This is a genomic window from Streptomyces sp. NPDC090032 (genome assembly GCF_044748025.1).
Classification (GTDB): domain Bacteria; phylum Actinomycetota; class Actinomycetes; order Streptomycetales; family Streptomycetaceae; genus Streptomyces.
On the sequence record NZ_JBIVFF010000025.1, the window covers coordinates 1 to 17497 of the forward strand.

Here is a 17497-nt window from a genome sequence, read left to right on the forward strand (position 1 = left end):
GTTTGAGTACTGGGTCGAACTCGAGGGCCTCGGCAAAGTCGAACGGGCAGTTTCGCGGGGTGGCGACTGGTTCCATGCGTGGCTCCCGATCGGGGTCTGACAAGTGGTCCACAGGTGTTTGGGGCTGGACGGGACAGGGGTGCCCGATCGTCGGCGAAGGCACGCACCGCTGCGGCCATACGGCCCAGCCGAAGCCCCCGGGCGTGTGGCGGGGCCCTTGCAACGCCCGCTCCCCCTAGCCCCCGAGCCCCCTTGGGCGTGTTCGGTGAATCGAAGCTCAGCTGGCGCTGAGGACTGCCGCTGAGTTCCAGGTCCGCGGCTCCATAAGGTAGGCGGCTCGGAGCGAACACGCAGCGTTACGGCACATGGGCCATCAGGGGGAGCAGTGGACAGAAGCAACTCGCTAGCGGCACTCGCACAAATCGTGCCGCCGATGCATGACAGGGATAAGCAGATCGACTGGAGGGAGGTCGAGGTGGCCGGGCACACCCGGTTTCCCTCGGACTACGTCCAGTTCATGCAGATGTTCGGGGCGGGGACGATCAGTGACACGATCGTCGTCTTGCGCCCGACATCGGGCGGCGATGGGCCTTCAAGCAGGGAGCCCAGTATGGAAGCTGAGACGGAGAATGCCCGCTACACCTGGGAAATGGACGGCGACGAGGCCGATTTCGACCTGGACCCCGCCTCCATAGTTGCGTGGGGCGCAACTTCGGGTGCTGACATCTACTGCTGGGTGACCACAGACGACGATCCGGACCGGTGGCCCGTCCTGGTGTGTGGAAGACACACGAGCCCGCTGTTCCAGATACATCCCCTCGTCATGGTCGAGTTCCTCCACAAGCTCCTCAGTGACCCCACATTCCAGGAGCGGACGGTAAGCGTGGTCATTCCCGAAACGGTGACTTTCGTCAACTGAGAGAAGCGCAGACTCTGATCGGCCCATGCCTGAACTACCGTCATGCGGCCTCATCGGCGGAGCCAGAGTCGGATCGTTGCGACGGTGACGGTGCCATGGAAGACGTATGCACGCTTGTCGAAGCGTGTGGCAACGGCGTGGGATCCCTTGAGGGAGTTGATCGTGCGCTCGACTGCGATCCTGCGGGCGTAGCTCGCTCGGTCGAAGCTGGCGGGTCTCCCACCTTGCTTGCTGCCGCGGTTGTGACGGTGGGCTCGTTGGTCATGGCGCTCAGGAACGGTGTGCTCGATCCGCCTTCGCCGTAGGTGACGGCGGTTACGGCGCGAGCTGTACGCTTTGTCCCCCTCAGATGGCCGGGGCGAGTAGGCGGATGCCCGCCAGTTGAACGCGGCACACGGATGCGGTCCAGCACCGGAATCATCTGGGGCCCGTCGCCTGATTGGCTTGGTGCGATCAGCACAGCCAGCGGGCGCCGCTCACCTTCACTGGCAGGTGGAACTTGTGGCCAGACCTCCTCCGGAGCGGCCGAGCCCTTCGTCGTCTTGGCGATGAGCTGGTCGGGTCCGCCTGCCCGGGATGCCTGACGGTCGCTTGCGCGCTCTGGCAGCATGCTGATGTGCCCGGCAGACGGTCGAGTCCACAGCCACCATGGCTGGTTATCGAGTCGGCAGCCAGGTGTCGACGACGGTTTCCAGTCCGCCCTGTCCGGTGAAGATATGCCCGTTCATGCCGATCGCCTGCGCCGCGCGGACGTTCTCCTCCCGGTCGTCGACGAAAAGGAAGTCGGCGGGCGCGGCCCTCAGGGCGACGACGCAGTGCTGGAAGGCTGCCGGGTCGGGCTTGGCCGCTTTGATCTTTCCGGAGAAGGCGATGTGGTCGAGGTGGCGCAGCCAGGGCTGTGCGGCGAGGAAGGCGTCCGCGTGGTCGGCGGGGATGTTGGACAGCAGGGCGACCTCGGCACGGTGCCGCAGGGACTGCACGTAGGTGACCATGAGGGCGTCGACGCGGAACCAGCTGTCGATGTCGGTGAGCCGCAACTCCTCGATCGTGTCGGCGTCGACGGGCCGGGACAGCCCCCGCAGTACGTCCGTCCAGTACGCCGAGGCGGACTGCTGTCCGGCGTCGTAGGGCGGGCGGTACGTCCAGTAGGCCGTGGTGAAGGCCTCGACGGATACGTGGCAGCGCGCGGCCATCTTGTCCAGTGCGCCTGGATGTTGGTGGCGGGCGATGACTCCGAAGAGGTCGAAGAGCACGATGCGGCGGTCGGTGGTCATAGTGGTGGTCTCCTCCGGATCCCGGATCCCGGATCCCGGATCCCGGATCCCGGATCCCGGATCCCGGATCCCGGGTTTCTGGTTCAGGAACGGGGCGGCAGGGCGCGGGCGAGCGAGTCGAGGGCGGACATGCTGTCGGCGCCGGTGGGGGCAAGTACGACGCTGGTCGCGCCTGCCGCGTGGCGGGCCTCGATCGCGTCGCGAGCCTGGTCTGAGGTGCCGGCGATGCTCAGTTCGCGGACCCAGGCGGCGGGCATGGTCCGGGCGAAATGCCGGGCGTTCGGGGAGGCGATGCGATGGGCGCGCAGCGCGGCGGCGAAGGACAAGGGGTCGATGTGCGCGGCCCAGTCCTTCTCGCCGACCGAGTCCAGGGCGGTGCGCACGCGCGCGAGGGCGACTTCTTCGTCCTCGTCGACGGCTGCGGCGTCGTAGGTGACGATCTCCGGCCGGCTCGATGCGGTGATGGGGCTCAGGTGCTTGAGGGAGGCGGCGATGTAGGCGGGAGCGGCAGGCTCGGCCAGTAGCAGCCCGTCGGCCACTTCGCCCGCAGCGGCCTGCGACTTGGGGCCGCGAACGCCCAGGACAACCGGCGGCACGACATCGGGGACTTCCGTGAGGACGACGCCATCGCAGCGTACGTAGCGTCCGCCGGCCGGGCCGGGCTCACCGCGCAGGAGCAGGCGCAGCGCGGTCGCGTACTCCTTGATCAGAGTCAGTGGACTGGCGGGCCACGATCCGGCCTGGCGCATCCAGTCGGGCATGCCGTGGCCGATGCCGGCGAGGAGGCGGCCGGGGTGGAGCTGAGCGAGGGTGGCCAGTTCCATCGCGGCGAAGCACACGTTGCGGGCGCCCGCGGGCAGGATGCCGATCCCCACGGTGACGCCGGTGGTGCTCGCCAGGACGGAGGCGGCCTGGGCGACGCCGCCGCGCCAGCCGAGGTCCTCCACCACCCAGATCTGATCGAACCCCAGCTCTTCGGCCCGCCGCGCGTAGGGCAGCACGTCCCCAACGGGAAGGTCTCGGGGCAGCATGACACCGACACGGCCCTGGCCCTGGGCGGGGGCGGCATTCACCTGGGTCGTCTCGGATATCTCGGACATCGAAGGCTCCTTGCAGGTCTGGGGTGAGGGGAGCCTGCGCGGCGCGGGGTCAGGGGCCGTGCCGCGCAGGCGGTCAGTGGCTGCTCGATGTCAACTCGCGTGTGCGGCCGGATCCGGCGCGCAGAACTCCGGCGGCCACCGCGGCGGTCAGGCAGAGCAGGGTCAGCAGGACGAAGGCGTGGTTCAGGGCGACCAAGTGGGTCAGCCAGCCGATGACGGCGGGGCCGGCGAGCATGCCGACGTAGCCGAGCCCGGCGACGCGCGAGACATTCGCGCCGGCGGCTGCGGGGTCGGCATGCCCGGCAGCGCTGAACAGCTGGGGGACGCAGCCCGACAGGCCGAGTCCGAACAGCGCCCAGCCCAAGAAGGCGGCCCACATCCACGGAGAGAACGCGACGACCGTGATACCGACGGCAGCCGTCGCCGCTCCGTACCGGAGGATCGCCATCGGCCCGAACCGGGCGACGAGCCGGTCGGCCAGCAGCCGCCCGATGGTCATCGTCGCCGCGAAGGTGCCGTAGGCGAAGGCGGCGACGCTCGCCGGGGCACCGAGGACGTCCTTGAGATGCAAGGCGCTCCAGTCGTTGGCGGCTCCCTCACACAACATGATCATCAAAGCCAGGGCGGCGAGGAGCCAGATGCGCCCGCGCGCGCTGCGGCCCTTGGCGGTGGGCGCGGACTCGCCTTCCTCGATCACGTCGGTGCCGGCGGGGGTGGGTGCGGCCGGCAGCAGTGCACGCGCCGACACGAGAGCGATCACGATCCCTATGACTCCTATGGCTGCCATGCCCGCGGCCGGGCTCAGCCCGGCGCTCGCGGCGCCCGCTCCGACGAGCGCGGCGAGGACACCGCCGACGGAGAACGTGGCGTGGAACCCGGACATGACGGGCCGGCCGTACGACTTCTCCACGTGCACGGCATGGGCGTTCATGCTGACATCCAGGCAGCCGTTGCAGAAGCCGAAGACCAGCAGGGCGCCCGCCAGTGTCCACGGATCCCGGGCAAGGCCGGGCAGCACCAGTGCAGCGCCGCACAGGACGCCACCGGCGGGCACCACGACGCGCGCGCCGAGGCGGTCGGTAAGCCGCCCGGCCACCTGCATGCCGATGAAGGCTCCGAGCCCCAGCAGTACCAGCAGGCCGCCGAGCGTGGCGTGGCTGATGCCCACGCGGTCCTCGATGGCGGGAATGTGCACCACCCAGGTGCCCATCAAGGTGCCGCACAGGACGAAATAGACGAAGGTCGCCACTCGGGCGGCTCGCAGCGAATGTGCCATGCAAACCACCGTAGCGAACATCGTGCATGTTTGGAAAGCCTGCTAATGAACAACTTGAATGTTCGTTTCGAGGTGGTGTTCAATCTCGGCATGAGCAACGCAGACCGGCACGGACTGATCGCCCAGGCCGTGAGGGACAAAGGCAGCGCCACCGTCCAGCAGCTCGCGGAGCTGACCGGGACCTCCGAGATGACCATCCGGCGCGACCTCGACACCCTGGCCGCGCAAGGCGTCCTCGTACGCGTACGAGGCGGGGCGCGCTCCCTGCTGCTGCGCGGAGAGGAGCCGCCCTTCGCGCTGCGCGCCCACGAGGCGGTCGACGCCAAGCGCCGGATCGCCGCCGAGATCTCCGCACTCATCGCCGACGGCGAGAGCGTCCTGCTGGACAGCGGCACCACATGCCTGGAGGTCGCCCGCCTGCTGCGCGAGCGACCCGTCACCGTGATGCCGCTGTCGCTGCAGGCGATCCACGCGCTCAGCGACCCGCCGGGAACAGCCGCGCTGATGGTCCCCGGCGGGCGCCCCCGTAGCGCGGAAGGGGCTCTGACCGGCCCCCTCGCTCTCGCCTCTCTGGCTGCCTTGCGCTTCGACACCGCGATCATCGGCTGCTGCGGCCTGAGCGCGGCCGAGGGCCTGACCGCCTACGACCTCGACGACGCGGCCGTGAAGAAGGCCGCGATCGCCTCCTCGCGCCGCACCGTCGTCGCGGCCGACGGCAGCAAGCTCGGCCAGACCGCCTACGCCTACGTCGGCCCCGCCACCCTCCTGCACACCCTCGTCACCGACACGACTGCACCCGCCAACGAGGTGACTGCACTGGAAAGCGCCGGCGCCATCGTTAGAACCGCCTGAACACCCCCCGCTGCTCGGACGCACCGCGCCGGCACGCAACCGGGTGGGTGCCCTCCCCGTTCAGGCCGAAGCGCGAGCGCCCGACCGGCCCGGCCTGGTACGCGATGCCGACCGTGGCCAATGCGGTGGAGCTCGGTGACGAGGTGCGCTCGATCGAGGCGTGGGTGCGGCGCGAGAACGGCCGGTACCTGGACGACTGGTACAACCGGCTGAGCGACCTCGAGTTCGCCCCCTGGCAGCCGTACCCTGACCAGCCCGCGAGCCCCGGACCGATGCGGTCCGGGGCTCGCTCGCATATCCGCCAGGGTCGGATGTTCATGCACGCGATGTCGTGCCCGACGAGATCGCCACGCACTGGCCACCACGGCGGCGGGGCCAGGTCTGCGGCGCGGTGTAAAGTCCACGGTCGCTCAGCGGGGCGGCCTCCAGCGGGTGAACACGCATGGGTCGGGGCCGGCATGGACTCCGAAGGGCAGCTCGATCCGTTCGAGAAGGAGTCCCTCGCCGGGGGCGCGCACGGTGCATCCGCAGCCCTTGTAGAAGGCGCCCAGGTCCCGGTCGGTCTCGAAGGACCTGCACAGCAGGAAGTAGTCAAGCTGGTCGTAGACCTGCCAGGCCCGCTCAGCCTTGCGCAGACGTTTTGGACAGTACGGATTTTGTCTGGCAAGGTCGCCTGTCCGATCCCCGATGACACCGGAAGGCGGTGCGGAACATGACCGAGGTGAGCACGCGCAGCGTCCGGGACGCAGCTGTCGCCACGCACCTGCGCAGGACGACCACCCTTGACGTGCCCGAGGAGTTCGAGACGTGGTCCGTCGCGGACCTGGCGGACTGGCTCCACGACACGGAGGACGACCCGCGGGTGTCCGACGAGGACTTCTACCAGGCCCGCAAGGCCGTACAGATGCTGGGAGTCGAGGACGCCTGACCGGTGGGCATGTCCCGCGGCCTCGCGCGGACATGGGGCATTCGCGGGGTCCAGTCGGCGCCCGGCGGGGGCTCACTGCCGCGTCACCGTCGCGCACGGCCTGCTCGTAGCGATCCTGGAAAAGCTGAAGGCGGGCGCACAACTCCAGCCCCGAGCTGCGTCTGGGCCGCCTCGATCGGTGCCCTCGCTTGCTGCACTTGCGGGTCGGAAAGCACGAACAAGACGCGGGCGACACAGTGCTTTGGAGCGGCGGGTCTCAGAGCGTGTGGAGCGTCGCCTCGATCGCTTCGACGATGCCGTCGTGGGCTGCCGGGGCCACGCGGCGGCCACGGCTCACGGGGACGGGGCGCCTCCTCCGCGATACGGTCCTCGACCACTACCGCCTCGTCGGCCGAGGACGACAAGCGTGGGGCGGGCTGGTGGTCTACAGCCCGCCCACTCCACCTCTTGGTGCGCCGGCGGCTGGGTGATCACCAGAGAGGCTGTGGGCAGGCCCACCATCGTGCGATGGAATACGAATTCCTCAAAGAATGTGGGGGTTGGAGATGTCGGTGGGGTCGCCCTGTCCACTGAGCCCGGGCGGTGGTCCGGCGGCCGCGCGCTGTATGACCCGCGCCCGGGAGAACCACGCGCACCCGGCCCCCGGCGTGATGTGCCCGGTCGTCAGCGGGCGCTCTGTCGCCGTACATGTGAACGCCCCGGCCCGCGCACGGGTGAACGCGGCAGTTTCTGATGGAGTGATGAGCTGGCCGCTATCGCCCTTACGACGGGGCGCTTGGCGTGGTCGGTCTCCGCGCACGGCGACTATTCCTCAAGGCGAGGTAGGCGGTCAGCGCCGCGGCTCCAAGGGGTAGCAGCGGCGCGAGAAATGCCGTCCCCCACGACGTGAAACCCGTGTCGATCACCTCAAGGTTCCCCCACGGCGTCCTGCCAGCGGACACCACCTCTCCCGACCTGCCGTCGTAGGTCACCTTCACGGTCTTCGTGCTCTTGTCACCCACAGGTCGGCCGGAGCACTCGACGTAGCTTCCCCCTCGGCCCCCACCTTCGAACTGGCACTGTGAAAGGCGGACCTGGACTTGGTCTCCAGCCAGTCTCAGCCGCACGAGACCCAGAGCCACGGACCATGCGGTTGCCCCCATGAACAGCAATGCGATCACGCTCCAGGCCGCAGCTGCTACACCCCACCCCTTGCGCGTCATGGAGTCAGCATTGCGCACCAGGATGAGAAGCAGGTACACAGCTGCGGACGTTCCTCCGGACGCAGCATTTCAACGCACAACAGCCGTCCCCGCACTGCGAACAAGCGGTGCGGGGACGGCTGTTCTTGCGTCAGCGCAGTTTGTTCACCGCGGTGACCGTCGTCTTCTTGAAGGCGGCCACCCGGGCGTCGGCGAAGGAGCCCATCTGCCCCCACTGGACGACGGTGACGACGTTCCCGTCACGGCCGACCGAGAACAGACTGATGTCGGACGCGCCCCACGTCGTCGTCGTGTGCACCCCGTACACATACGCGCCTTCCTCCACGGCAAGGCGCCCGTAGTACTTCTGCTTCGCGCTGGTCTCGGGATCCTGCTCCATCACCTTCTTCGCGCACCCGGCGAGGTCCTTGCGCAGCAGTGCTGCGAAGGCCTTGGCGCGTAGGACACTGCGCTCGACGACCGTCACCTGCAGCGCGCCGGTGTCGTAGTCGGTGCGGTAGGTGCGGTGCACCGAGGTCGACGGGAGTGCCTCGCCCACACACATGGGCAGCGGGTCGGGCTGCCCGGCCGTGACAGGGCCTGCGAACCAGGCGGACGCCGGGTGCGGCGGCAACTCGGACGGTGCCAAAAAGCGCGGGGTACCGGCCGCGGCGGCCGGTGTCGTCAGCGCGGCGGCGCCCGACGCGGCAGCCACCAGGGCGGCCAGGGCCGGCAGTACCCGGCGCATCCGGGTGCGTGTACGGATCATCATGGTCAGTTCCCCCGTGTTGTTGTCTTCGCTGGTTTGCGGGGCGATCGCCCTCACCGCATACGACCCGTGGCGCCGCGTACCAGTTGTCCGCGTCCGTGTCACAGCTGTGTCACCGGCGGCCGGGTATGGGGCACCCGGCTGCTTTTCGAAGGCGGGCGCGGTGACATCCGAGGCGGAATACCTGTTCGTGAGGTGCCCGCCGAGCAGGCATCTGCCAACGGCCTGACCTGTTTTCGAGGCTGTGGCGGTGCGCGGGGATCCGATGGGGCGGCAGACCACTACCGGCCGCGGCCTGACCGTCCAACCCCGCGAACCTCCCGGTCACAGCACGCGGGCCTGTCCGGCGGATCATGTGACCAGCAGCGGAAGGGCTGGACGGCATGCGTCACCGCCACTGGGTGTCCTCGCGCTGCTGGGCCCCGGTGCGGCCCGGCGATCACAGCAGCAAAAGCAGTCGCCCTGCACTTGATCTCCTGGAATGGTCTGGTTGTGACCACGTTGTTCCTGATGATCGGGCTGCCCGGGGCCGGAAAGACCACGAGGGCTCGGCAACTTGCCGAGGAGCACAGCGCCCTACGGCTGACGCCGGATGAGTGGATGAACCCGCTGTTCGGCGAGTCGGATGCGGATGGGAAGCGCGACGTGCTGGAGGGCCGGCTGCTCTGGCTCGGTCTGGAGGCGCTGCGACTTGGAACCAACGTGGTTCTGGATTTCGGCTGCTGGTCCCGTGACGAGAGGTCCGCGATCCGCTGGTTGGTGGAGTCTGTGGGGGCATCCTGCCGCCTTGTGTACGTGCCGGTGGACCATGAGACCCAACGTGCTCGGATTGCCCATCGCCAGTCGACCACCCCGGATCAGACCTTCCCGATGAGTGAGGCGGACCTTGTGCGCTGGAGGACGCTCTTCGAGGATCCCGACGCCGACGAGCTTGGTGGGCATGAGATTGGAGGTCCGCCTCCTGGATGGTCGGGATGGCTGGAGTGGGCTGCCGATCGGTGGCCGTCGGTCGCTTGACCCCCAACCTTGGTGCGGCCCAACACCAGGAGTGGGGGAGCTGGGCATGGAGCCTTCCCGGGCAGGGTGGGGTGAGTGAGCACTTGAAATCTGGCCGGTCGCCCGTGGACCGCGGGCCACCGGCCGCGCTTGGCCTTGGACCGCACCATGTGACGGCGGGACTGGCTGCGCCCCGCGGCGGAGGCCCTGCACAGCCACCCCAACACCATGCGCTACCGGCTGCGCCGAATCCGCGAGGTCTCCGGGTGGGCTTCGCCGATGCCATGCTGCTTGCGCACCTCTAGCTCCGGGTGCGCGAGCAGCGGACGCGCGCTTCCCAAGGCTCCGGCTGACCCCGGAACGAGCGCGTGTAGCGGCACCCGTCCAGGTCGACCCAGAGCACCACGCCGTCCAGGGCGGGGCCGGACGTCAGGCGCTCCGGCAGCCGGGGGTCGGCTCCGATGCGGAACGTCCCGTCGTCGAGCGGGACAAGTTCCGGTTCGTCGCAGGGCGCTTCCACGCCGGTCGCGGCGATCACGTGCAGTCGTCCCGCCCGCTGCACGATGCTGAAGCTGGGATACCAGGGGGTGTAGCTCCGGTAGTGACCTGCGAGTGCATGCGGGGGAGCGGTCGGCGCGGAGGGGCTGGGGCCCAGTGACTCGGGTCCGTAGAGCCAGCGCCCGTCCAGAGAGTGGTGGTAGTCGGACCATCCTGGGTGATCGCACACCAGCCGCCCGTCCCCCGCGTCGTACAGCCTGCCGGTCACCTCGTCCGAGGTGAGCGAGAGACGGTCGTCCCCCGTGGCCTCGACGCAGATCTGACGCGGCGTCGTTCCGTGTATCCCGACGTAGCGCTGGGCGTCGGGGATCCGCTCCGGGTCGAACAGCGCCGGGTCCGCCGGGGCTCCCTGGACGACGGCGAGCACATGGCGGGCGAAGCGGTCGATGATCTGGCACTCGCCGGGTGCGTTGGTCAGCACGGCGACACCGTGCCCGCCGTCGGTGTCGACGGCGAGGTACGAGCGGTATCCGACCATCCCGCCGGCGTGCGTCAGCCAGGTGCGGCCGTCGATGACTTCCACGTCCACGCCGAGCGCGTAGGAACCGACCGCGTCGGCAGGCACCGTGACGATCTGTCGGAGATGCTCTGGCCCGATGATCCTGGTGCCGTCCAGGGTGCCCCGCCCCAGCAGCATGCGGGCGAACAAGCCCAGGTCGGAAGCGGTTGCCAGCACGTTCCCATCGGCCGCCGAATACTCGAAGAAGCCGGCCGGCGCGAGCGGGGCCGACGGCAGCGGCGGGCGGTCGTCGCGCAGGAACCGGTACCCGGTGGCGAGTTCGGCGATGTCCTCGTGAGTGATCCGCGCGGCCGAGTCGCGCATGCCCAGGGGCCGCAGCAACCGTCCGGCCATGGCGTCCGCCAGCGATTCCCCCGTCACCTGCTCGACGATCAACCCCAGCAGGTTGTAGCCCTCGTTGGAGTAGTGGAACAGCTCACCTGGTTCGGCCCAGGTCCTCGCATCGCGCAGCGCGTAGCCGCGTGCGGCGGCATCAGGCAGCGCGTCGGCCCCGGCCACCAGGCCGGAGGTGTGCTGCAGGAGGTGCCTGACGGTGATCGCGCGGGAGCCGCCGTTCGGGGCGAACCAGGGCAGGTGGTCGGCGACCGCCGCGTCGAGGTCCACCTTCCCCTCGTCCGCCAGTATGCCGAGCAGGAAGGCGGTGAAGGTCTTGCTGATGGAACCGATCTCGAACCGCGTGCGCCGGGAGACCGGCGCCCCGGATTCAGCGTTCGCGAATCCTGCGGTGACGAACGCGGACTCGCCGGTCCCATCGACGACGCTGATCGCGATTCCCGGCACCGGCCACCAGGTCCGCAACCGCTCCGCAAGTTCAGAGAGCACCCGTTGCACATCCATCAGACGCCCGCCTTCCGCGAACCGAATCCCGCGAACCGGTCCGGACCCAGCTCGACCTGGGAGGAGTCGATCTCCGCGTCCGGCCGGTCGCCTTTGACGAACCGTCGGCACAGCGGGTACAGCAGCACGGCCAGCAGCGCCACCGCGAGACTCGTGCCGAACGTCGCGGCCTCGTCGACCGCCGTACTCCACGCCAGGTACACGATCATGGCTGTGGGCAGCACGACGACCAGGACCGCGCCGGGCCAGCCGCCGGGGACCCGAACCGGCCGGAGCATCTGCGGATATCTCCAACGGAGGACCAGGAAGGCCACGAATTCCAGCAGGATCGAGGCCAGGGTGAGCAGCACCGTGGCCCGCAGGATCGAGCTGAAGTCGACGGCGGCCAGCACGACGACGACGGTGGTGCTCGCCAGCAGCGCACCCACCGGTGTGTTGAAGCGTTTGCTGTCCCGGGCCAACCAGCGCGGCAGGTACGCGTCCGCGGCGAGCGCCCGCGGTACCCGGGTGCTCGTCAGCAGGATCGCCATGAACAGCCCCACCAGGGAGAGCGCCGATCCCAGGGAGATCAGCACCTTCAGCCAGATTCCGCCCAGAGCGCCGCCGGCCACGACGAAGTCGCCCTGGGCCCAGTCGGCGGGTGAGCCCCGGTGCAGCCCGCTGCCGATGGCGGCGATGGTGGGCAGCAGGTAAGCAGTGATGATCAGCGGAACCGAGATGGCCAGGGCCCGGGTGTAGGTCCGGTGCGCGTCGGCGACCTCGCCCAGCACGGTGCTCGGGCCGTCGAAGCCGAGGTACAGCCACACGATCACGCTGAGCGCGCCGGCCACCGACGAGTGGACACTCTGCCCCGGCACCGTGAAGGGCGAGAGCACGTTGATCCCGTTGCCGACCGCGTGCCAGATGCCGAGGACCGTCAGCACCGCGAACGGTGCGAGGATCAGCAGCATCATCCCGACCGAGTACTCGCTCACGGCCTTGGAGCCGCGGTAGTTCAGGTACGCCATCGGAAGGATGAGAGCGACGGTGACGATCCAGTGCAGGTCGACGACGAAGCCGCCGTGGAACAGGTCAACGATCACCAGCCCCCTCCCGCGGGCGATGCCCGGGACCCAGGTGGCCAGGTAGTCGACCAGCAGGATCGGGTAGAGGGCGAGGTTCAGCACCGACCCGATCGAATTCCAGGCACCGAACACGAAAGCCGCACCTCTGCCGAGCGCGATCTTCGTCCAGTAGTAGTAGCCGCCGTTGACCGGTATCGCGGCACTCAACTCCGCTGCCACCAGCGCGTTCGGCACGCCGAAGACCACCGGCACCAGGACGATCATCAGCAGGGTCATGCCCGGACCGGCGCTGGAGAGTGAGGCTTCGAGCCCGAAGGGGCCTCCGGACACAGTGAAGAAGAAGATTCCGACCAGGGGCAGCACGCCGAGCGTGCGTCTGCCCGCCCCGGGCGCCGGCCGCGCGATTTCCGACGGGATCAGTTCGGTCATCCTGGGCTCCACTCTCCGTTCGTGCCTGGTCGGCACAACGTACGGGGCGTCACCGGGGCCGTCCTCGTCGTGCGCGCCAAAGCCGCGGCCGGTCAGTTGTCGCTGCCGCCAACGCCGGGTTGATCCACGCGGAACACGACGAAGCCCCGGGCGACGAGGTCACCCGGAGCTTCTGACAGGACTGAGGTTTGGGGCCGGGGCAGTCCGCGCGCAGCGGCTTGAGCGCTGCGGAGGAGCGGACGAGTCGTTCAGCGACCAGGGTACAAAGGCGGCGACCTTCGCCGCCCAGTCGGACTGCCGCGAGCCCGCCGTCGGCGTCGAGCACGCGCTCGGCGTGGGCGAAGGAGTGCCCTGCCCGGCTGCTGCCGTCGCTCGGAAGGATCCGGCGAAGTTAGCGCGTCAGGCACGAGACCTGATCGAAGGGTTCAACGGCGTGGTGCTGAACGACGCGAAAAGGACCTGTCGGCGCCCGCTCTGTCGGAAGCCACCCAGGCGCTGAAGCCGTTGGTCGACCGACTGCCGCAGGCATTCGAACAGGGCTGCGACCCGATGGCTGAGGCGGCCACGACCGCCGCGGAGCTTCGGGCCGTCGCGACGGACAGAGGGCAGCTGGCGAAGAGCCTGTCCCACCCCGCCTCGGCCCTCTTCCTCGTGGCCGCTAGACATGCCCGACCTCCCCTCGCCCGAAGAGATCGAAGCCGCCCGCACACCCGCCGGCAGGTGGAAGCGCGACCAGCTCACCCCCTGGGGCGTCTCGTGGCCCCAAGGGCTGGAGGACGAGCTGACCGAGCGTTGGAAGGCCGCGCAGCAGGACGGCGCTCCGCCGCCCCAGCACCGCCCGGTCGTAACTCATCCCTTGGCCGCAGAGGTCACTCGCCCGGTTGGGGGAGTGAGATCGTTCCGGCGGCCGACGCCACCCCGCCTCGTTCGATGCGACGTTCAGAACATGACCAGTGCTGAACGGACGATGAAGGCGCTCTGGAGTGCCTGGTGGCAGCGATGGCCGTGCTGGGTGGCCTGGGCAACGATGCTGTGGGCGGTGCTGTATGCCGGCTTCGGTCTGGCGTGCGCGCTGAGCGGGACCCCCTTGCTTTACCACGGCGGTGACTCAGGGGCCTCCGGCCTGGGTTGGGCGGTCGTGGCGGTAGGTGCGCTGGCGACGTTGGTCAGCGGAGCGGTGGTGCTGTACGGGCTGCGGCCACCGCTACGGGTGCTGCTCCGGGTGGTCAGCGGGCTGGCAGGGATCACCGCGTTCAGCCTGCTGATGGATGTGATCACGCTGATGCTCGGTCAGGGAGTGGACAGCCAGGCCTCCGCTGCGAACAAGGCCCTCGCGGCGGTCGGGGCGGTCCTGGTCGCTGCCACGGCCCGGTCCGACCGCCTGCCCGCCGGTACTGCCGTACGAGCGCCCTCTGCTGCACCGCAGCTCATCCAACTGGCCGCCTGGACAGGGACGCTGACCTTTGTCCCGTACGCGGCGATGAAGCTGGTCTGGGCGTCCGGCGGGACGTTCGCGGGGATCACCGGGGAGGAGCTGCTAGCGGTCTCGGAGCGGAACGGCGCCTCGGGGATCTTCCTCACCCTGGAGTCCTGGGGCCTGGACCCCACCGCGCTACTGGCCGTGTTTGGTGTCTTCCTGCTCTGGGGCCTGGTCCGCCCGTGGGGGCAGGTCTTCCCGCGCTGGACGCTGTTCCTGCGCGGCCGACGGGTGCCGCGCTGGCTTCCGCTCGCCCCGGCTCTGCTCGGCGCCGCCACTCTCGCCCCGTACGGCGTTGTGGGGGTCGGATACTTGGCCCTGGCCACGGCCGGCGTAGTGACGATGCGGCGCGGAGACTTCCACTCCTCGGGCGACGCGCTGCTGGTCGGATGGATCGGGATGGTCGCCTTCGCCGTTTACGGCATCGCCCTGACCATCGCCGCCCGCTCGTACTGGCTTCGGACGCGTCCTGCCTGAACAAAGCCGCCGTAGTCAGATGGGTCTGCTGCAGGGTTTGGGTGACGGGTCAGGTCAAGATGTCACCCGATCGTGCGGCAGACCCCTTCGGATACGTCGAGGCAGACGAACAACGCTTCACGTGAGCCACCCGTACCTACGCCGGCTCCCAGATCAACTTGGTCCCAGGTCGACGCATCCGCGACCAGCGCATCGCTGATCCCATGAACGGTGAAGGCGCCCTCAGCCACCGGCGTCTGCGGATGCCCTGTGAGATGCGGGCGGTGTGTGACAGCACGGGCCGGAAGGCGGCGGCCGGACGGCCCGTGGTGCTGCTGCCCGGAGTGCTGTCCGGGGTCTTCCCGGCCGGTCGGCCGAGGTACCAGTCCAGTGTGGCGCCGGTCCGGTGTGATGCGCAGCTGTTGTCGGCGGCCTCGTCTCTCGTGTGGTCAGGACTGCTCGCGGCAGCCCTCTTCGGTGCACTCGAGAGTGACGAGGGTCTGGTCGACCTGCTGGCTGGTCAGAGGAGGTTCGGGCAGTTCGTGGGCGCCCTCGGTGCGGAAGGCGTCGAGCATCAGGTGGAGGTGGCGGCGCCAGGCTTGGGGGGCGACGGTGCGTGTGGCCTGGATGATCCCGGCCTGGGACCAGATCACGAAGGCGATGTCCTGCGCGGTCACGTCGCCGCGCAGGACGCCCTGTTCCTGGGCGTTGCGCATGATCTGGACGCAGAGGTCCTTGGTGCGTTCGTACATCTCGCGGCCGGCCACGTGAAGGGGCAGCCGTGCCGAGACCAGGTCGTTGAAGGCGCGGTCGCAGGCCTGCAGCTTGCAGAGCTTCTCCAAGTAGCGGCAGAACCCCTCCCAGGCGTCGTCCATGGCCGCGGCTTCTTCCGCGGCGGTGAGCAGTTCCGTGTACTTCGCGTTGAAGAGTGTTTCGACCAGGTCGAGCCGGGTGGGGAAGTGGCGGTAGAGCGTACCGATCGCGACGCCGGCCTCGCGGGCGACGCCCTCCAGGGACGCCCCGAGGCCCTGCTCGGAGAAGGCCGTGCGGGCGGCGGCCACGATCGCGTCCCTGTTGCGCTGTGCGTCACGGCGCAGGGGTTTCGTCGGTGTCTCCCTCGCGGACGGGGCGTGGTGGCGGCTCATGGCTCGAGCGTAACATGAGGCCCCCCTCGAATTTGGTTCTTGTCACGTTTCCGATCGCAATCCCATCCCTCCGACGTGCTGTGATGAGCCTCACCGCAAACATGAGGCCCCCCTCGGGTACGGTGGCAGAGCCGAATGTGAGGCACCCCTCCGGATGACCTTGCGGCAAGCCGACTGACCCGGGATTTCCGGATCTCGGTTCACCTGGAAGCAGCGGCCGCCAGTTCGGCGAAACCGCGGCAGTCTCGCAAGGGAAATGACCATGAACAGCATGACCAAGCGCGTCTCGATCGCACTCGCCTCCACGGCGCTGGCCGGCGGAGTCCTTCTCGGAGCCGGCGGCTCGGCTTCGGCAGCCACGACTTCGGTGCCCGTGCAGCACACGCAGGACGTGTCCGCCACCTCCGCCACCTCCGCGACCAGCAGCGAGCAAGTCAGCCGCCACACGGCCGACGACCACCGTAGGCAGGACACTGTGGGCTACGTACGGGCTGCGGACCACGAGGGCGAAGCGGCCTCGTGGCGCGGCGTCAGTGCCGCCCGCTGGTACGAGGATCAGGTCGAGGCGGCGGCGGCCTCGTGGCGCGGTGTCAGCGCTGCCCGCTGGTACGAGGATCAGGTCGAGGCGGCGGCGGCCTCGTGGCGCGGTGTCAGTGCCGCCCGCTGGTACGAGGACCAGGTCGTGTGGTCCCTGAACCACAGCTGACACGGCCCGAGCCGCCCCACTCCGGCAGGGCCGGGGCACTCCGGCAGGGCCGGGGCACCCGCGTCGAGTTTTATCCCCTCAATCAGTCCCAGGTCCCCCGACCGCTCCAGCGTGGCGTTTCCTTCCGCACCCTCAATGTGCGGCACTGGGACCGGATGGTGCAGGCGTGGGCGGACGACGGTGATGACGCGCTCGATCACGCCTGGTTCGACGACATCACATCCGAACTCGGCAGCGACTATGGCGCCTATGAGTTCGTGACCAACATCGGGTTTACCGCCTGACGCCCTGTAGGTCTCGCGGCTGATGTCGTGATCTCACGGGCGATGTCGTACCGATGTCGTATACGACATCGCCGTGAGACTAGCGCGTGGGTGCGGCTGCTCAGCGCCTCGTCTCGTACCTGGTCAGGATCACACCGCAGGGAAGCGTCCGCGTCTCCACCAGGTTCAGGTTGACCCAGCTGTCCAGGGCGGTGAAGAACGGCGTGCCGCCGCCCACCAGGACCGGATGGGCGGCGATCGCGTACTCATCGATCAGCCCGGCCCGCATGGCCGCCCCGGCGAGCGTTGGGCCGCCGATGTTCATTGGGCCGCCGTCCTCGGCCTTGAGCCGGGTGATCTCGGCGATCGCGTCGCCGGTGACCAGGCGGGTGTTCCAGGCGACCTTGTCGATCGTCGAGGAGAACACCACCTTCGGCGTGTCCCGCCAGTTCCGCGCGAACTCGATCTCCGCCGGGGTGGCGCCCGGCTGCTGGTCGCCGGTTGGCCAGTAGGAGCTCATCGTCTCCCACAGCTTGCGGCCATACAGCGACAGGCCACTCGCCTGCTCGTGGTCGAGCCACCACTGGAACAGCTCGTCACTCGGCGGTCCGCTCCAGCCGATGTCGTCGCCGGCCGCTGCGATGTAGCCGTCCAGGGTCAGGTTCATGCCGTAGATCAGTTTCCGCATGGCGCGGCCTTCCGTCCGTGGGTGTGCGGCGTATAGACCAGCGCGGCGCGGGAAACTCG

General features: G+C 69.0%; 14 protein-coding genes and 3 pseudogenes. 8 read left to right on the forward strand and 9 right to left on the reverse strand.

Annotated elements, in window-relative coordinates; all coding sequences use genetic code 11:
* The first annotated feature begins 385 nt into the window (after window positions 1-385).
* The gene (locus tag ACIPWY_RS38625; protein ID WP_401536914.1) at window positions 386-919 is read left to right on the forward strand and encodes an SMI1/KNR4 family protein; all 534 of its coding nucleotides are present in this window, start codon (window positions 386-388) and stop codon (window positions 917-919) included.
* 50 nt (window positions 920-969) lie between these two features.
* On the opposite strand, the pseudogene ACIPWY_RS38630 reads toward ACIPWY_RS38625, so the two are convergent.
* From ACIPWY_RS38630 to ACIPWY_RS38645, 4 genes and pseudogenes are all read right to left on the reverse strand, one after another.
* A pseudogene (locus tag ACIPWY_RS38630) lies at window positions 970-1572 on the reverse strand (IS5 family transposase); the annotation flags it as partial.
* A 3-nt stretch (window positions 1573-1575) separates the two neighbouring features.
* Window positions 1576-2193: an HAD-IA family hydrolase gene (locus tag ACIPWY_RS38635; RefSeq protein WP_401536916.1), complete on the reverse strand. Its 618-nt coding sequence runs from the start codon at window positions 2191-2193 to the stop codon at window positions 1576-1578.
* Between the two features lie 83 nt (window positions 2194-2276).
* A complete protein-coding gene (locus tag ACIPWY_RS38640; protein WP_393705816.1) occupies window positions 2277-3293 on the reverse strand; it encodes an LLM class flavin-dependent oxidoreductase in 1017 nt (338 codons plus the stop codon).
* 73 nt (window positions 3294-3366) lie between these two features.
* Window positions 3367-4569: an MFS transporter gene (locus tag ACIPWY_RS38645; RefSeq protein WP_393705815.1), complete on the reverse strand. Its 1203-nt coding sequence runs from the start codon at window positions 4567-4569 to the stop codon at window positions 3367-3369.
* A 90-nt stretch (window positions 4570-4659) separates the two neighbouring features.
* On the opposite strand from ACIPWY_RS38645, the gene ACIPWY_RS38650 reads away from it, so the two are divergent.
* The 3 genes and pseudogenes from ACIPWY_RS38650 (at window position 4660) to ACIPWY_RS38660 (ending at window position 6349) form a co-directional block, all read left to right on the forward strand.
* A complete protein-coding gene (locus tag ACIPWY_RS38650) occupies window positions 4660-5421 on the forward strand; it encodes a DeoR/GlpR family DNA-binding transcription regulator (RefSeq protein ID WP_393705814.1) in 762 nt (253 codons plus the stop codon).
* A 47-nt stretch (window positions 5422-5468) separates the two neighbouring features.
* A pseudogene (locus ACIPWY_RS38655) lies at window positions 5469-5651 on the forward strand (hypothetical protein); the annotation flags it as partial.
* Window positions 5652-6133: 482 nt separating this feature from the next.
* The gene (locus ACIPWY_RS38660) at window positions 6134-6349 is read left to right on the forward strand and encodes a hypothetical protein (protein ID WP_362910265.1); all 216 of its coding nucleotides are present in this window, start codon (window positions 6134-6136) and stop codon (window positions 6347-6349) included.
* Window positions 6350-7681: 1332 nt separating this feature from the next.
* On the opposite strand, the gene ACIPWY_RS38665 is transcribed toward ACIPWY_RS38660, so the two are convergent.
* On the reverse strand, window positions 7682-8302 hold the full coding sequence (locus ACIPWY_RS38665; protein WP_362910263.1) for a hypothetical protein: 621 nt from the start codon (window positions 8300-8302) through the stop codon (window positions 7682-7684).
* Window positions 8303-8791: 489 nt separating this feature from the next.
* Between ACIPWY_RS38665 and ACIPWY_RS38670 the strand changes: the two genes are divergently transcribed.
* Window positions 8792-9316, forward strand: coding sequence for an ATP-binding protein (locus tag ACIPWY_RS38670; RefSeq protein WP_362910261.1), 525 nt, complete (start codon window positions 8792-8794; stop codon window positions 9314-9316).
* A 280-nt stretch (window positions 9317-9596) separates the two neighbouring features.
* Here ACIPWY_RS38670 and ACIPWY_RS38675 read toward each other — a convergent pair whose 3' ends face one another.
* Together ACIPWY_RS38675 and ACIPWY_RS38680 are read right to left on the reverse strand one after the other, a co-directional pair.
* Window positions 9597-11195 carry a serine hydrolase domain-containing protein gene (locus ACIPWY_RS38675; RefSeq protein WP_393705813.1) on the reverse strand — a complete coding sequence of 533 codons (1599 nt, stop codon included), beginning with the start codon at window positions 11193-11195 and terminating at the stop codon, window positions 9597-9599.
* Window positions 11196-11209: 14 nt separating this feature from the next.
* Window positions 11210-12703 carry an APC family permease gene (locus ACIPWY_RS38680; protein WP_393705812.1) on the reverse strand — a complete coding sequence of 498 codons (1494 nt, stop codon included), beginning with the start codon at window positions 12701-12703 and terminating at the stop codon, window positions 11210-11212.
* 946 nt (window positions 12704-13649) lie between these two features.
* Here ACIPWY_RS38680 and ACIPWY_RS38685 point away from each other — a divergent pair.
* Window positions 13650-14657 (forward strand): hypothetical protein, encoded by a 1008-nt coding sequence (locus ACIPWY_RS38685; protein ID WP_393705811.1) that lies wholly within the window; start codon window positions 13650-13652, stop codon window positions 14655-14657.
* A gap of 428 nt (window positions 14658-15085) precedes the next feature.
* Here the strand turns inward: ACIPWY_RS38685 and ACIPWY_RS38690 are convergent, their stop codons facing one another.
* Window positions 15086-15781, reverse strand: a complete 696-nt coding sequence (locus tag ACIPWY_RS38690; RefSeq protein WP_362910253.1) for a TetR/AcrR family transcriptional regulator — start codon at window positions 15779-15781, stop codon at window positions 15086-15088.
* 262 nt (window positions 15782-16043) lie between these two features.
* Between ACIPWY_RS38690 and ACIPWY_RS38695 the strand changes: the two genes are divergently transcribed.
* A complete protein-coding gene (locus tag ACIPWY_RS38695) occupies window positions 16044-16487 on the forward strand; it encodes a hypothetical protein (protein WP_393705810.1) in 444 nt (147 codons plus the stop codon).
* Between the two features lie 41 nt (window positions 16488-16528).
* Window positions 16529-16771: pseudogene (locus ACIPWY_RS38700) on the forward strand (transcriptional regulator); the annotation flags it as partial.
* Window positions 16772-16871: 100 nt separating this feature from the next.
* Here the strand turns inward: ACIPWY_RS38700 and ACIPWY_RS38705 are convergent.
* Window positions 16872-17438, reverse strand: coding sequence for a dihydrofolate reductase family protein (locus tag ACIPWY_RS38705; RefSeq protein WP_362910249.1), 567 nt, complete (start codon window positions 17436-17438; stop codon window positions 16872-16874).
* Window positions 17439-17497: the final 59 nt, after the last annotated feature.

Excerpts from the sequence above, each read along its gene's own strand:
- ACIPWY_RS38635 (WP_401536916.1), bottom strand. The coding sequence starts at position 2,193 with ATGACCACCGACCGCCGCATCGTGCTCTTCGACCTCTTCGGAGTCATC.
- ACIPWY_RS38640 (WP_393705816.1), bottom strand. The coding sequence starts at position 3,293 with ATGTCCGAGATATCCGAGACGACCCAGGTGAATGCCGCCCCCGCCCAG.
- ACIPWY_RS38645 (WP_393705815.1), bottom strand. The coding sequence starts at position 4,569 with ATGGCACATTCGCTGCGAGCCGCCCGAGTGGCGACCTTCGTCTATTTC.
- ACIPWY_RS38650 (WP_393705814.1), top strand. The coding sequence starts at position 4,660 with ATGAGCAACGCAGACCGGCACGGACTGATCGCCCAGGCCGTGAGGGAC.
- ACIPWY_RS38660 (WP_362910265.1), top strand. The coding sequence starts at position 6,134 with ATGACCGAGGTGAGCACGCGCAGCGTCCGGGACGCAGCTGTCGCCACG.
- ACIPWY_RS38665 (WP_362910263.1), bottom strand. The coding sequence starts at position 8,302 with ATGATGATCCGTACACGCACCCGGATGCGCCGGGTACTGCCGGCCCTG.
- ACIPWY_RS38680 (WP_393705812.1), bottom strand. The coding sequence starts at position 12,703 with ATGACCGAACTGATCCCGTCGGAAATCGCGCGGCCGGCGCCCGGGGCG.
- ACIPWY_RS38685 (WP_393705811.1), top strand. The coding sequence starts at position 13,650 with ATGACCAGTGCTGAACGGACGATGAAGGCGCTCTGGAGTGCCTGGTGG.
- ACIPWY_RS38690 (WP_362910253.1), bottom strand. The coding sequence starts at position 15,781 with ATGAGCCGCCACCACGCCCCGTCCGCGAGGGAGACACCGACGAAACCC.
- ACIPWY_RS38695 (WP_393705810.1), top strand. The coding sequence starts at position 16,044 with ATGAACAGCATGACCAAGCGCGTCTCGATCGCACTCGCCTCCACGGCG.
- ACIPWY_RS38705 (WP_362910249.1), bottom strand. The coding sequence starts at position 17,438 with ATGCGGAAACTGATCTACGGCATGAACCTGACCCTGGACGGCTACATC.